General features: G+C 69.4%; 13 protein-coding genes. 5 read left to right on the forward strand and 8 right to left on the reverse strand.

Annotation, left to right across the window (positions count from 1 at the left end; all coding sequences use genetic code 11):
* The first annotated feature begins 106 nt into the window (after positions 1-106).
* From C5E07_RS15275 to C5E07_RS15285, 3 genes are all read left to right on the forward strand, one after another.
* Positions 107-991 (forward strand): CoA ester lyase, encoded by an 885-nt coding sequence (locus tag C5E07_RS15275; RefSeq protein WP_104300380.1) that lies wholly within the window; start codon positions 107-109, stop codon positions 989-991.
* A gap of 162 nt (positions 992-1,153) precedes the next feature.
* Entirely contained in the window at positions 1,154-1,618 is a 465-nt protein-coding gene (locus C5E07_RS15280) for a peroxiredoxin (protein WP_219820101.1), read from the forward strand.
* 101 nt (positions 1,619-1,719) lie between these two features.
* On the forward strand, positions 1,720-2,418 hold the full coding sequence (locus C5E07_RS15285; protein ID WP_104300383.1) for a GNAT family N-acetyltransferase: 699 nt from the start codon (positions 1,720-1,722) through the stop codon (positions 2,416-2,418).
* 45 nt (positions 2,419-2,463) lie between these two features.
* Here C5E07_RS15285 and C5E07_RS15290 read toward each other — a convergent pair whose 3' ends face one another.
* The 4 genes from C5E07_RS15290 to nucS form a co-directional block, all read right to left on the reverse strand.
* Complete coding sequence (locus C5E07_RS15290; RefSeq protein WP_219819524.1) at positions 2,464-3,672, reverse strand: ATP-binding protein; 1,209 nt, start codon at positions 3,670-3,672, stop codon at positions 2,464-2,466.
* A 17-nt stretch (positions 3,673-3,689) separates the two neighbouring features.
* Positions 3,690-4,172 (reverse strand): DUF3224 domain-containing protein, encoded by a 483-nt coding sequence (locus C5E07_RS15295; RefSeq protein WP_104300385.1) that lies wholly within the window; start codon positions 4,170-4,172, stop codon positions 3,690-3,692.
* Positions 4,173-4,223: 51 nt separating this feature from the next.
* Positions 4,224-4,991, reverse strand: coding sequence for an HAD hydrolase-like protein (locus C5E07_RS15300; RefSeq protein WP_104244099.1), 768 nt, complete (start codon positions 4,989-4,991; stop codon positions 4,224-4,226).
* A 71-nt stretch (positions 4,992-5,062) separates the two neighbouring features.
* Positions 5,063-5,758 (reverse strand): endonuclease NucS, encoded by a 696-nt coding sequence (gene nucS / locus C5E07_RS15305; protein WP_104244101.1) that lies wholly within the window; start codon positions 5,756-5,758, stop codon positions 5,063-5,065.
* Positions 5,759-5,936: 178 nt separating this feature from the next.
* On the opposite strand from nucS, the gene C5E07_RS15310 reads away from it, so the two are divergent.
* Complete coding sequence (locus C5E07_RS15310) at positions 5,937-7,613, forward strand: alkaline phosphatase (protein WP_219820102.1); 1,677 nt, start codon at positions 5,937-5,939, stop codon at positions 7,611-7,613.
* A gap of 107 nt (positions 7,614-7,720) precedes the next feature.
* On the opposite strand, the gene C5E07_RS15320 is transcribed toward C5E07_RS15310, so the two are convergent.
* The 3 genes from C5E07_RS15320 to C5E07_RS15330 all read right to left on the reverse strand — a co-directional run bounded on the left by C5E07_RS15320 (position 7,721) and on the right by C5E07_RS15330 (position 11,135).
* Complete coding sequence (locus tag C5E07_RS15320) at positions 7,721-8,353, reverse strand: LysE family translocator (RefSeq protein ID WP_104300387.1); 633 nt, start codon at positions 8,351-8,353, stop codon at positions 7,721-7,723.
* Between the two features lie 125 nt (positions 8,354-8,478).
* Positions 8,479-9,597: a hypothetical protein gene (locus C5E07_RS15325; protein ID WP_104300389.1), complete on the reverse strand. Its 1,119-nt coding sequence runs from the start codon at positions 9,595-9,597 to the stop codon at positions 8,479-8,481.
* A gap of 176 nt (positions 9,598-9,773) precedes the next feature.
* Entirely contained in the window at positions 9,774-11,135 is a 1,362-nt protein-coding gene (locus C5E07_RS15330; protein ID WP_258063982.1) for an MATE family efflux transporter, read from the reverse strand.
* 142 nt (positions 11,136-11,277) lie between these two features.
* Between C5E07_RS15330 and C5E07_RS15335 the strand changes: the two genes are divergently transcribed.
* Positions 11,278-13,290, forward strand: coding sequence for a M13 family metallopeptidase (locus C5E07_RS15335; protein WP_104300393.1), 2,013 nt, complete (start codon positions 11,278-11,280; stop codon positions 13,288-13,290).
* Between the two features lie 81 nt (positions 13,291-13,371).
* Here C5E07_RS15335 and C5E07_RS15340 read toward each other — a convergent pair whose 3' ends face one another.
* On the reverse strand, positions 13,372-13,971 hold the full coding sequence (locus tag C5E07_RS15340) for a hypothetical protein (protein ID WP_104300395.1): 600 nt from the start codon (positions 13,969-13,971) through the stop codon (positions 13,372-13,374).
* Positions 13,972-13,976: the final 5 nt, after the last annotated feature.

The following is a 13,976-nucleotide window of genomic DNA, read 5'->3' on the forward strand; positions in this document are numbered from 1 at the left end:
CTTGTAGAGGTCCGCAAGAGGACACCGCGTTTCGTCGTACTAAGCTCACACCTTGGCTGCGTGTCACGCGGCCGTACGCGGTCGAGCAGGCCCGTGCATCCAGTCGATGAATGAGGCGAGAGTTCTGAACGCTCCAGCGAGCCCCCACCCCAAGTCAACCGCCGGACACGTCGTGCCCCCGGCAGACGCCAGGTCCTGGTTGCTCGTCCCGGCGTCCAAGCCCGAAGCCTTCGACGCTGCGGCAGCCTCGCGCGCCGACGTCGTCATCCTCGATATCGAGGACGCCGTCGACCCCAAGCACAAGGCCGCCGCCCGGGCTGATGTCATCGCCTGGCTCAAGGCCGGCAACGCCGCCTGGGTGCGCATCAACGACACCCTGTCCGACTTCTGGGCCGACGACGTCGACGAGCTCGCGGGAGTCCCCGGACTCCTCGGAGTCGTGCTCGCCAAGACGGAGCAGGCCGAGCAGGTCGTCAACACGTACCAGCGACTCGGCGCCCGCATCCCCGTGGTGCCGCTCATCGAGTCGGCGCTCGGACTCGAAGAGGCCACGAACATCGCCCGCGCTGACGGCTCCTTCCGCCTCGCCTTCGGCAGCGGCGACTTCCGCCGCGACACCGGCATGTGGGCGACCCGCGAGGCCATGGCCTACGCACGCTCGCGCCTCACCGTCTCCTCCAAGGCGGCCGGCCTCCCTGGCCCCGTCGACGGACCGACCACCGACGAGAGCCTTCGCGTCCTCCGCAACGAGTCCGAGTGGACGCTCGAGCACGGCATGACCGGCAAGCTGTGCCTCCGCCTCGAGCAGACGGCCGTCGTCAACGAGGTCATCTGCCCGCAGACGAGTGACATCCTCTGGGCACGCGAGTTCCTCGCCGACTTCGACGCTGCCGGCGGCGTGGTCCGCGACGGCAGCGACCTCCCGCGTCTCGGTCGCGCACGCAAGATCCTGCGCCTCGCAGAGGCCTTCGGCATCACCGTGGAGGCCTAGAGAGTTCAGCCAGGTTCGGCTTCGCGCCGATCGCTCGGTCCCGCTCCGCAGTCGCGGGCCGCTCGCCCCCGGTGGGCGGGCGGCCCGCGACTCGTTCACAGGCGACGGTGGATGCGCGCTCGCTAGAGTCGGGCAGGTCTGATTCCCGAGCGAGGAGCAATCTTGGTCACCACTCTCAGCGTTGGCGACAGCGCCCCCGATTTCGCGCTCACCGACCAGCACGGCGAGATCATCCGCCTCAGCGACCTCGCCGGCTCGCCAGTCGTCGTCTACTTCTACCCGAAGGCCGGCACGCGCAAGTGCACGCAGCAGGCATGCGACTTCCGCGACAACTACGCCGCACTCAGCGACGCCGGAGTCACCGTGCTCGGCATCTCGCTCGACCAGCCGCGAGAGCTCGCCATCTTCGGCGAGGAGCAGCGGGTGCCATACTCGCTCCTCAGCGACTCGGGGGCGACCGCCATGGAATGGGGCGCGTGGGGCGAGCGTCCCGTCGCGGGAATCGCGGGGACCGGAGTCATCAGGTCGACGTTCATCGTGGATGCCACCGGGAAGTTCTCCTGGGTCGCCTACGACATCGACCCGGACGGCCACGTGGAGGAGCTGCGCGCGAAGCTCGGCATCTGAGCCGAGCGGGAGGCAACGGGTCGTAACCGTCGGTCACGACGTCGAGAGCATCGTGCCGTGTGCGTGACAATCGGAGACACATCCACCGTCTCGAGGACCCCATGACCGACACCACCATCGCCTCCACCTCCGTGCTCGACAACCCCGCCTGGAACTCGCTGACGGGCGCCCACGCGCACCTCGCGGTCGGCGGCGACCTCGTCAAGCGATACCCGGCCGACGTGTCGCCGTTCGTGGGCGTCCGCTCCTGGGAGGAGCCCGGCGTCTGGGACGCGATCGCCGAGCTCCTCGGCTCCGGGGCCGAGCTCGCGATCTCGCACGCGGACCCCGAGGTTCCGGCCGGCTGGGCGCAGACCTGGCGCGGCGAAGGGGTGCAGCTGGTCGAGACGCCTCGTCTGCAGACGAGACCCGACGAGGAGGTCGTCGAGCTCGGGGCAGACGACGCCCCCGAGATGCTGGCGCTCGTGGAGCGCAACCAGCCCGGCCCCTTCCTGCCGCGAACGTACGTGCTCGGGCGCTACGTCGGCATCCGCCGCGACGGCAAGCTCATCGCCATGGCCGGAGAGCGACTCCACCCGGCGGGTTGGACGGAGATCAGCGCGGTCGCGACCGACGCCGACTACCGCCGACAGGGACTCGCATCACGTCTTGTGCTCGACGTCGCCTTCCACATCCAGGAACGCGGCGATCGTGCGCTCATGCACGCTGCGGCCGCCAACACGGGCGCCATCGCCGCGTACGAGAAGCTGGGCTTCGAGCTGCGTCGAGCGACGCCGTTCACCGGCGTGCGCGTTCCCTGAGTCCGTCGAGGCCGACCCCGCCCTCACGACTGGGCCCGGAGGGGCTCAGTCGTCGAGGTCCTCGTCCTCATCGGGCGGCGGCGGGAATGCCCGCCCCTGCGGGAGCGCGATGGCCTCGCTCACCACGTGCTCTCGCAGATACTCCCGCAGGTACGGCGTCGTGAACTGCACGCTGCCGTAGCCCGCGGGCTCGATGATGCCGGCGTTGATGAGCCGCTGGCGGTACACGCCCACGTAGCCGGCCTTCGCGCGCATCCGCAACCGGATATCGCTCGAGCGCGACGGCCCGTCGTCGCTCGCCATGGCGGCCAGGTAGGTCCGGTCGCCGACGGACAGTGCGGCGAGGGTGGGTTCGTAGATGTACTGGCCCATGGCCTGCCGTGCGAGCCGAACGGCCCGGCGGGCGTGCGCGAGCTGGATGCGCTCGGCGGCGCCTGCCTCCTGCCACGATTTCGAGCCGATGAACTGCACGAGGAACGGGTACCCCTGCGTGCCCCGCACCGCGTAGTCGAGGGCGTCGTCGTCGATGCTGCGCCCACCCTCCGCGATGGGCTCCCGGAGAGCCCTCGCCGACGCCTCGTAGTCGAGCTGCCCGAGTTCCTGGACGTGCGCGCGGCGCAGGAACGTCAGCATGCGGTCGCTGCGCAGCTCGTTGATGTTCGGCTTGAGGCCGGCGCCGACGAACGCGACGTCGAGCCCCTCGCGGAACGCGTGCTGCACGACCGTCGTGATCTCGCGGAGGTCGTCGATCGCGCCGCGGTGGATCTCGTCGACGGTGATGAGGACCCCTGTGCCGTTCGGGGCGAGCAGACGCGTGAGCTCCGTCAGCTGTGACCGCAGGTTGGCGACGGGTCGGTAGCGCTCCTCGACCGTCGACACGAACCCTCCGGTGCCCATCGGCAGGGTGACTCCCGTGATGCGGCGCTTGCTGGCCCTCGGGTCGTGCTCGGCCAGGAGCTTGGGGAGCGCTTCGGTGGTCATCCGCTCGGCCAGCCCCTTCGTGGCCGTCTCCGAGATCACGAGCCAGCCGCGTGTGACGGCGATGTCCTCCAGCGCGTTGAGCATGACGGTCTTGCCGACGCCGCGCAGCCCGGTGACGAGGGTCGCCCTCCCCACCTCGCCCGGCGTGCCGTCGATCGCCGCTTCGAACGACGCCAGCATCGCCGACCGGCCGACAAGCAGCGGCGGCGTCACGCCGAATGAGGGCGTGAAGGGGTTCGGCCGCGTGGATGCGGCTCCCGCCTTCGTTGGCACGGGCGGCCGGCTTCCGGTCAGGCCTCGCTCTTCGACGAGCCCGCCTCGACCTCGCCCGCGAGCACCTCGCCGTCGATCTCCACGTCGTCGGCATCGTCGAACTCGATCTGCAAGACAAGCGTGTGGTCGTCGCCACGGGCGATGATCTCCCCCGTGCCGCTCGCGCCGATCAGCTCTCCGGTGCCCGAGTCGGGGACGATATGCAGCACGCCGCCGCCAGCAGCAGGACGGCCCCTCGCGACCGTGTTCGCGTGCCAGAACGCGAGCGTGCCGGTCCTGCCCGCTATCGAGCCCTCGAAGGCGTCGATCGCGACGTACGTGCCCGAACCGTGCTTCTCGTTGAAGGCACCAGCGAAGAGCACCTCGCTGCGCCCCTCGATGTCACCGCCCGAGATGGCACGGACGATGAATGCACCGCCAAGCGGTGCGGCGGTCTCGATGCCGACGGCCCTGCCGTTGGCGTCCCAGGCTTCGATGGTGAAAGAGCTCTCTGCGCGCATGCCATGAGGATACGACGACGCACCGACAAAGCGACGGGAACTCCGGCGTGGTCAGTCGAGCGAGAGGAAGGCTCGGAGTCGTTCCGCCGAATCGGCGACCGCGACGGAGCCCGCCTCCTCGCCGAGGCGGCCGTAGCCCCAGGACACGTAGACAGCGGGCACGCCGTGCTCGGCAGCCCCCTCGACGTCGTAGAACCGGTCGCCGATCATCAGCACGTTGCTGAGGTCGACGCCCGCCACGTCGAGTCGACGAAGCGCCTCCTCGATGACGTCGGCCTTGGCCGAGCGCACCTCGTCGTCGGAGGCTCCCGTGATGGTGAGGAATCTGTCGGCGACCCCGTAGCTCTCGAGGATGACCCTCGCCGAGCTCTCCGGCTTGCTCGTCGCCGTCGATTGCGGGATGCCCGCGGCGTGCACGTCGCGGATGACCTGGAGCACCCCCGGGTACGCGTCGCCGATAAACGACTCAGAGGCGCGGTAGATCGCGCGATAGCGTTCGGTCGCCTCGATGGGGTCGAGCCCGTAGGCGGCGAACGTCTCGTGGATCGGCGGGCCCACGTGCTTGAGCAGCTCGCTGTCGCTCGGGATCGGCAGCCCGTAGTTCGAGAGGACGGTGCGCAGGCTGTTCAGGATGCCCGGCGCCGAGTCGCTGATCGTCCCGTCCAGGTCCCAGAGCACCGCCGTGTACGGGGCGATGCCGGTACCGCGCTCGAGGTCGACCCTGCGCGTCGTCGTAGTCGCCGCAGGCTGGACGGCCGGTGCCGGCTGCGGGTCTGTCGGGACCCGGCCTTCCGTTTCTGGAGAGCTTGTGTGCGTCATGTCCGAGCCAGTGTAGTGAGGGCTGGCCGAGCGGCAGGCGACAGCCCGCTGAACGGTTGGGGTGCGCGCGGCTAGAACAGGCGCATGTGGCGCGGGTCGACGCCGCGCATCTCGTCGTAGTCGAGGATGACGCAGCGGATGCCGCGGTCCTCGGCGAGCGTGCGTGCCTGCGGGGCGATCTCCTGCGCGGCGAACACCCCCGAGACGGGAGCGAGCAGCGGGTCGCGGTTCATGAGCTCGAGGTAGCGCGTCAGCTGCTCGACGCCGTCGATGCCTCCACGGCGCTTGATCTCCACGGCAACAGAAGCGCCGCTCTCGTCGCGCGCCAGGATGTCGACCGGCCCGATGGCGGTCATGTACTCCCGGCGCACGAGGGCATGCCCCTCGCCGAGCAGGTCGATCTGGTCGGCGAGCAGCTTCTGGAGGTGCGCCTCGACGCCGTCCTTCTCGAGGCCGGGGTCTTTGCCGAGCTCGTGCGAGTGGTCGCCGAAGACCTCGCCGATCGTGACGAGCAGCTGGTCGCCGGTCTTCGTCTGCGTGACCCGCCAGAGCGCGGTGATGCCAGCTTCGAGCTGGGTGGCGTCCGGTTCCTCCTCGACGATGGAGCAGGGTGCGCTCATCCAGTTCAGCGGCTTGTAGCTGCCGCCGTCCGAGTGCACCAGGAGGCTGCCGTCGGCCTTGCGCATGAGCACCCGTGGGGCCATGGGGAGGTGGGCGGTGAGACGGCCGATGTAATCGACGCTGCAGTTCGCAATGACAAGACGCACCTGACGAGGGTAATCGCTCCCGATGCACCGGGTGGTCGTGCGCGCCGGTGTCGGCCCGCGATGAGGTCACTCGAAATTCACCGGGGAGCTACCCGGGGGAAACTGCGGCTTCGCCGGACATGCGAATGGTTCTCATAGCGTCGCCGAGGTACCCCGAAGACGGACCGGAAGGAACCAGATGCCCAGCATCATCCGCAGACCACTCGCCGGAGGCGCAGTCGCGCTCACCGCGCTCGCCATCGCAGGCACCGCGTTCGCCGCGACGCCGGCCGTCGCCGACGAGACCGGCCCGAAGAACGTCATCGTGCTCATCGGCGACGGCATGGGCTACAACTTCGTCGACCTCGCGAACGCCCACACCAGCGGCGAGACCTACTACCAGGTCACCACGGGCGGGGACAAGAAGGTCATCCCCGCTGGCAGCAACGCTGACCGGCCGACGGAGGGCTTCCAGAGCTGGGACCTCGCCGGCATGTCCACGCACTGGGCTGAGGGCCCCGCGTACGACCCCGCGGAGTCCTGGACCGACTTCGAGTGGAACAAGAACGACCCGACCGACTCCGCCGCGGCAGGAACCGCCATGGCGACAGGCGTCAAGACCTACAACGCGGGCATCGGAGTGGACGTCGACGAGAACGTGGTCGAGAACCTCTCGGAGCGTGCGAACTCGCTCGGCAAGTCGACGGGCGTCGTCACGAGCGTGCCGTTCTCGCACGCCACACCCGCTGCCTACTCGGCACACAACGTGTCGCGCAACGACTACCACGGCATCGCCGCCCAGCAGCTCTCTGGCGAGATGGATGTCGTGATCGGCGCGGGCCACCCGTTCTACGACGACGACAACCAGCCCTTGGCAGCACCGAACTACCAGTACGTCGGCCAAGCGGAGTGGGAGGCCGCCACGAACGGCGCGAGCGACTACGCCTTCCTGGAGACGAATGAGGACTTCGCGGCGCTCACCGAGGGCGACACCCCCGAGCAGGTCTTCGGGGTCCCCCAGGTCGGCTCGACGCTGCAGCAGGGCCGCACGGACAGCGGCGCGAGGAACGACGTGCCGAGTCTCGCGGCGCTCACCGAGGGCGCCCTGAACGTGCTCGACAACAACGACAGCGGCATGTTCCTCATGGTCGAGGGCGGCGCGATCGACTGGACCGGGCACGCCAACCAGACCGACCGAGCACTCGAGGAGACCCTCGACTTCAACGACGCCGTGGATTCCGTCATCGACTGGGTCGAGACCGAGTCGAGCTGGGATGAGACGCTCGTCGTCGTCACCGCCGACCACGAGACCGGCTACCTCTCTGGCCCGGTCGAAGGCCAGTTCACGCCCATGACGGTCGAGAACCACCTCGACTACGCCACCCACTCGTGGAACTCCACGAACCACACCAACCAGCTCGTGCCCTTCTTCTACAAGGGTGCAGGTGCCGAGCAGCTCACGGCGCTCGCCGATCAGCGGGACCCGCTGCGCGGCCACTACCTCGACAACACCGAGATGGCGCAGTGGCTGCTGACGTCCGCGTGGGTCGAGGTCGCTCCGCCGGCTCCGACCGTGCCGACCGAGCCGACGGCCACGACCGTGCCGACCGCGACCACAGAGCCGACGGCGACCGCGACCACCGAACCGACGGCGACGACCGTGCCGACCGCGTCCACGACGGCATCCGCCACCGCTGCGGCCACTGCGGCCCCAGCACCCACGAGCACCTCGGCGACCGGACAGGGCGGGGACTCGCTGGCCACGACCGGCGCCGACGGTGCAGCGCCCATCGCGATCGGCGCTGGTCTGCTCCTGGCCGCAGGCATCACCGTTGCACTCGTCGCCCGTCGGCGTGCTGCGACCGAGCGCGAGTAGCGGAGGAGCTCCCAACAGCGAGGCGTCACCAAGAGCACGCCGCTCGCGCGCGGAGCGCATGGCTGGCCGGTCCCGGATGCACGGGACCGGCCAGCCTGACCGCGTCTCTAGGACTTCGCGCCGGTGAAGGCGAGCGCCCCGCCGAGCCCGATCATCATGGCTCCACCCGTCGCTGACATGCCGGAGATGCGCTTGGGGGAGCGTGCGAACCAGACCCGTGCGGTGCCGGCGAAGAGCGCCCACGCACCGTCGAAGACGAGCGCCAGCAGAAGGAAGCAGACGCCGAGCTCCATGAGCTGGAGCCAGGCCGGCCCGGCCGCCGGTGACACGAACTGGGGGAGCACGGCCACGAAGAACGCGATCGTCTTCGGGTTCGTGCTGCCGACGATGAAGCCCTGCGTGAGCAGCTTGAAGGCGCTCGCGGGAACGGGCGGTGCGGCCTCGAGGTGGGCGTTCCGCGTGCGGATCGCCTGCACGCCGAGCCAGATGAGGTAGACCGCGCCGACGATCTTGATGATCGTGAACGCCACGACCGACGAGGCGACAAGGGCCCCGACCCCGAGCGCCACCGCGAGGACCGCCGGGATCATCCCGATGGCGTTGCCGACGACGCTCAGCACGCCGGCCCGACGGCCGAGCGCGATCGACCTGCCGATCACGAAGAGCACGCTCGGCCCCGGGATGAGGATGAGCAGCACCGACGCGATGGCGAAGGCGAGCAGGCTGTCGAGTGGGACCATGACGAGAATGTACCGCTCCCGAGGCCCGAGCGCGAGCGGTCCTGGGGCCGGTCAGGCCCATGTTCGGACCCTCCCCGAGTGGGCCTCGCTCTCAGCCGGAGCCCTTCGGGGCCCGCCCTTCACGCTCAGGCCGGGACGACGCCGTAGGCGTAGGCGAACTCGGTGGTGCGCTGGTTGCGATCGTTGTTGTCGGCCGGGAGGAAGCCCACGTGCCCGGCGGTCGACGCCACGTCGAAGGAACCAGCGCCCGGAGCGTCGTAGACGATGTCGAACTCGAGGGAATCGCCAGCGTCGAGTGGTGTCCCGAACACGGCGACAAGCTCCTGCACACTCGAGCCTGCCTGACGCTCCGGTGCGGTCACGTTCTGGAGGAAGTCACCCGTCGCGGTGCCGTTGCGGCGGACGTTGGCGATGGAGAAGGTCGTCGTCGAGCGGTAGTCGAACCTGACGACGGCTGAGCCCGACGCGGGAAGCGGGCTCGGGCCGACCGACGTGATCCTGACCGACGTCGGACGGCTCGTGCGGGCCGGCCCGGTGCCGAGGGGCACCGTCTCGAAGCTCGCCTCGGTCTCCGCGGCGTACGGCGCGGCCGGCTCGAGCTCGGTGACGCCGACGCCCTGCATCACGTTGTTGTCGGTCTTGGTCTCGGGAGCCAGAGACGTGGCGCTGACCCGGGATCCCGTGATCTTCGCCGGGTCGTACGCGTCGTTCGGGTAGCGCAGGAGCACGGTCGACTCCACGACGAGCACCACCGCACCGGTGGGGAAGATCGGGTCGTCGGACTCGTTGACGGGAACCGAGACGGGGACGAGCCACCTGTGCTCGGTGCGCGTTCCGGTCACGATCGTCTCGACATCGTCGACGTACGTGGGCTCAGCGGCCCCGGCGACCCGGTACCCGACGCGGTCGATCGTGGCCACCTCGTTGTCGACCGTGTAGCTGGCCTGGAAGCCCGAGGCAGGGGAAGGCGTGTCGCCGAAGTTCGCGACGGCGAAGTTGCTGAGCGGCACGAACGACGTGTACCGCTGGGAGTAGTCCGGCGTGAAGAGGGGGAGGGAATCCCCGAACTGCAGGCCGACGATCGCGAGGTCGAACCCGGCGGTCGTCGTGCTCGCCGACGCCGACGGTGCTCCGACGGCCAGTGTCACGAGGGGGATGCTCCAGGCGCCGGCAGTCACGATGGCGCGCCGCGAGGGGAGCTGCTTGTCGGTCGAGCTGCTGTTCGAGGGAAGGGATGCACGCATGGTGGAACTCCAGAGGGGGATCTGTTGGCGCCGGCGTCAGATGCGCGCAGCGTCTGCGAGCCCAGGGGCGACCCGCAATCCCCACATTTGCAGGAAATCACCCGGGGAGCGATGGGGAGAACTCCCCGTGGCTCGGCTCGGATCCGCGAAGCCGAGCGAGCGGATCCGAGCGTCCGCTACCTCGCGGCGCCCGGAACGAGCCACTTCGTGCCGCGCTCCCTGGCACCCAGGACGAGCGCCCGAGCGCCCATGGTGCCAACGGCGAACGACGCCCACAGCACTCCGAGACCAGCCGCACCCTGCATCCCGAGCTGCAGCACGACCGTCACGCCGACCACCAGCACGAGCAGCGGCGGGATGCCAGCCAGCGCCAGGTAGCGGACGTCACCCGCGCCGATGAGGATGCCGTCGAGCACGTAGACGAACCCCGCGATCGGAGTCCCGGCAGCGAGGATGAGGAACCCGACGGGCAAGAGGGAGAGCACTGCGGTGTCGCTCGTGAAGACGTACCCGAGAACCCACGCGAGGGCCGCGAACACGACCGCGAGGATCACGCCGAACCAGAACCCCCACTGCTTGAGGCGGCGGGAGATCGCCGTGACCCGCTTCGTGTCACCGGCACCGAGGGCGTGCCCGACCATCGCCTGGCCCGCGATGGCGAGCGCATCCAGGGTGAAGGCGATGAGGCTGTTGACCGAGAGGAGGATCTGCAGTGAGGCCAGCTCCGCGACCCCCTGCTGTCCGGCCGCCCAGACCAGCACGACGAGGGAAGCGCGCAGCGTGAGGGTGCGCAGCACCATGAACGCGTTCGCCGAGAACACCGTCCGAGGGTCGCCGATCCCCGGCCGCAGCGAGACGCCGAGCTCGCGGCCAGCCCGGACCGCGATGACGATGTAGACGATGGCCATGCCCCACTGCGCGATGACCGTTCCGAGGGCAGACCCCGCGATGCCCCAGCCGAAGCCGTAGATGAAGACCGCGTTCAGCGCCCCGTTCACGGCGAAGCCCGCGATGGCGACGACCAGCGGCACCTTGGTGTTCTGCAGGCCGCGCAGCAGTCCCATGGCGGCGATGACGAGCAGCATCGCGGGGAGACCCCACAGGCTCAGGGACAGGTACGTGTTCGCGGCATCGATGGCGCCGGGATCGCTCGTGAAGACGCCGACGAGCGGAGCGCTCAGGGGGAGGCCGACGATGAGGAGCACGAGCCCGCAGAAGGCCGCCAGCCACATGCCCTCGATACCGGCGCGGATGGCCCCTGGCCGGTTGCCGGAGCCGAGCAGCCGCGCCACGACCGGGGTCGTCGTGTAGGCCAGGAACACCATGATGCCGACGATCGTGTGCAGGATCGTCGCCGCGACCCCGAGGCCAGCGAGCGCCGTATCGCCGAGGTGGCCGACGAGGGCCGTGTCGGTGAGCAGGAACAGCGGCTCGGCGACGAGCGCCCCGAACGCCGGAACCGCGAGGGTCAGGATGCTGCGGTCGAGCGCGCGTGCATCGGCGCGTCCAGCGGGTTGGGGGTTCCGAGATGCGCGCACGGATCCATCCTCCCAGGAGTCAGCGCGAAGCCCGTTGCCCAGACGCGGGCAGGTGCACGGTGGGTGACCCCGCGTCCCCTCGCGTGTTCGCCCTGAGGTGATCTCAGCGCCTGTGTCGGTGGCGTGTTCTAGCCTGAGGGACATGTCACAGACGGACGACCTCGCCTCCACCGCTCCCGCAACCGAGCAGCTCCCCTCGGGCATCGACCTGGAGGCGCTCGACGCCTCGGTCCGCCCCGCAGACGACCTGTTCAGGCACACCAACGGCAAGTGGATCGCTGCCACGGAGGTGCCCGCGTACCTGCCCGCCTACGGCAGCTTCATCCAGTTGCGCGAAGACGCCGAGAAGGCGGTCCTCGACATCCTGAAGAGCGGCACGGACGCGGAGCCCGGGTCGGAGCTGCGCAAGGCGGCAGACGCCTACGCGGCGTTCATGGACGAGGAGAAGCTCGAGGCCCTCGGCTTCGACCCCGTTCGCCCCGACATCGACCGCGCACTCGCCGCATCGACGATCGACGAGTTCCTCCACGTGCTCGGCGACCTCGAGCGCACCGGCCTCGGCTCGTTCGTCTCGGCCTACGTCTACCCCGACCTCAAGTCGCCCGCAGAGTACGCCCTCTACTTCGAGCAGTCGGGCCTCGGCCTGCCTGACGAGAGCTACTACCGCGAGGAGCAGTACGCCGAGATCCGCGAGCAGTACACGGCGCACATCGCCCGCATGCTCGGCCTCGCCGGACTGCCGGACGCGGAGGCTCGGGCCGCGCGCGTCTTCGCGCTCGAGACCGAGATCGCCAAGCTCCACTGGGACGTCGTCAAGTCGCGCGAGGCGGAGCTCGCGTACAACCCGCGCACCTTCGCGGAACTCAGCGCGGCCTACGCGAACGTCGACTTCGCGGGCTGGACCGCACGCTGGGGTGCACCGGCCGGCGCACTCGATCGCGTCATCGTCCGTCAGCCGGACTTCTTCGAGGGTGCAGCTGACCTGCTCACGCACGAGCGGCTCCAGGCCTGGCAGGACTGGCTCGTCTGGGGCATCGTCTCGCAGTACTCGGGCATCCTCGCCCCGTCGGTCTCCGCGGCCAACTTCGACTTCTACGGCAAGACCCTCCAGGGCACGCCAGAGCAGCGCGAGCGTTGGAAGCGGGGCACGGGCCACGCTGAGGGCAAGCTCCCCGAGGCCATCGGCAAGGCCTACGTCGAGCGGCACTTCTCGCCGACCGCGAAGGCCAAGATGCTCGAGCTCGTCGGCTACCTCACCGGGGCCTACCGCGCATCCATCGCCGAACTCGAGTGGATGAGCCCAGAGACCCGTGAGCGAGCCCTCGACAAGCTCGAGAAGTTCGTCACCAAGATCGGGTACCCCGACCGCTGGCGCGACTACTCCGACCTGGAGATCAGGGACGACGACGTGGTCGGCAACTCGCGCCGGGCCTCCGTCTACGAGGCGGCCTACGAATTCGCCAAGCTCGGCACGCCCGTGCGACGCGACGAGTGGATGATGCCGCCACAGACCGTCAACGCCTACTACTCGCCAGGCGAGAATGAGATCGTCTTCCCCGCCGCGATCCTCCAGCTGCCATTCTTCGACGAGCACCGCGACCCCGCCGCGAACTTCGGCGCCATCGGCGCCGTCATCGGCCACGAGATCGGGCACGGCTTCGACGACCAGGGGTCCAAGTACGACGGAGACGGGCGCCTCGAGGACTGGTGGACCGCGACCGACCGCACCGCCTTCGAGCAGCGCACCCGGGCGCTCATCGACCAGTACAACGAACTCTCACCTGAGGGCACCGAGGGCCAGAAGGTCAACGGCGAGCTCACCATCGGCGAGAACATCGGCGACCTCGGCGGACTCGGCATCGCCTGGAAGGCGTACCGCGCCTACCGCGCAGACGCCGGCTTCGACGCAGACGACGAGAACGTCATCGACGGGCTCACCGCGGCGCAGCGGTTCTTCCTCAGCTGGGCGCAGGCGTGGCAGCAGAAGGCGCGCCCCGAGTACGCGAAGCTGCTCCTCGCGGTCGACCCGCATTCGCCCGCCGAATTCCGATGCAATCAGATCGTCCGCAACGTCGATGCCTTCTACGACGCCTTCGACGTCACCGAAAGCGATGCCCTCTGGCTCGCCCCGGAATCCCGGGTCACCATCTGGTAGCCGAGCGCTGAGCCAGGCATCACCTCGACGCCTCCCGGGACGCAAGACGGCTCCGGGAGGCGTCGTCTCGTCGCTGCGCCGCTACTCGACGCCGATCGGTGCCCAGGCCCCGGTCGACCCCGTCAGCATGATGCGGGCGCCTGAACCCAGGTACGTCGACGCGACGGCGTCACCTGCACACAGGTCGACGCCTTCCCCCGTGTACAGGGTCGACGTCGTGATCCTGTCTTCCGCATCGCCGAAGAGCAGGGCGAACGAGCCATCGGCGACCGGCAGGGTTCCATCCGCGAGCTCGTAGTTCCCCGCGTCGATGCCAGTGCTCTCAGCAAGCGACTCGACCGTATCGCCGGGGCAGGCGATGACCGCGCCGGTCGCGCCGCTCGGCAGAAGCGCGGCGAAATCGAGGGTGGCCCCCATCTCGTTCTCGCTCAGGGCATCCGTGATCGACGTACCTGGCGGCTGCATGCCCTCCTCGGGGACGGCGCCATCGGTCTGCCCGGAGCCCGAGCATCCGCTCAGCGCGAGGAGCGCGGTCGCAGCAACGGTGCCGACAAGCAGCTTGGAGCGGTGTTCGCGGAGCATTCGCAGGGGTTCCCATCGACGGAGCGTGCACTCGGCGGTCATCTCGGGATGCTCAGCCCAGGGCGAGAAGGTGCGGTTCCCGAGATCGCCGGCGCGCATCGATT

Origin of the sequence: Pseudoclavibacter sp. RFBJ3 (assembly GCF_002931375.1) — a bacterium.
Taxonomy (GTDB): Bacteria; Actinomycetota; Actinomycetes; order Actinomycetales; family Microbacteriaceae; genus Pseudoclavibacter.

Excerpts from the sequence above, each read along its gene's own strand:
- C5E07_RS15310 (WP_219820102.1), top strand. The coding sequence starts at position 5,937 with ATGCCCAGCATCATCCGCAGACCACTCGCCGGAGGCGCAGTCGCGCTC.
- C5E07_RS15325 (WP_104300389.1), bottom strand. The coding sequence starts at position 9,597 with ATGCGTGCATCCCTTCCCTCGAACAGCAGCTCGACCGACAAGCAGCTC.
- C5E07_RS15285 (WP_104300383.1), top strand. The coding sequence starts at position 1,720 with ATGACCGACACCACCATCGCCTCCACCTCCGTGCTCGACAACCCCGCC.
- C5E07_RS15295 (WP_104300385.1), bottom strand. The coding sequence starts at position 4,172 with ATGCGCGCAGAGAGCTCTTTCACCATCGAAGCCTGGGACGCCAACGGC.
- C5E07_RS15320 (WP_104300387.1), bottom strand. The coding sequence starts at position 8,353 with ATGGTCCCACTCGACAGCCTGCTCGCCTTCGCCATCGCGTCGGTGCTG.
- C5E07_RS15300 (WP_104244099.1), bottom strand. The coding sequence starts at position 4,991 with ATGACGCACACAAGCTCTCCAGAAACGGAAGGCCGGGTCCCGACAGAC.
- C5E07_RS15340 (WP_104300395.1), bottom strand. The coding sequence starts at position 13,971 with ATGCGCGCCGGCGATCTCGGGAACCGCACCTTCTCGCCCTGGGCTGAG.
- C5E07_RS15275 (WP_104300380.1), top strand. The coding sequence starts at position 107 with ATGAATGAGGCGAGAGTTCTGAACGCTCCAGCGAGCCCCCACCCCAAG.
- C5E07_RS15335 (WP_104300393.1), top strand. The coding sequence starts at position 11,278 with ATGTCACAGACGGACGACCTCGCCTCCACCGCTCCCGCAACCGAGCAG.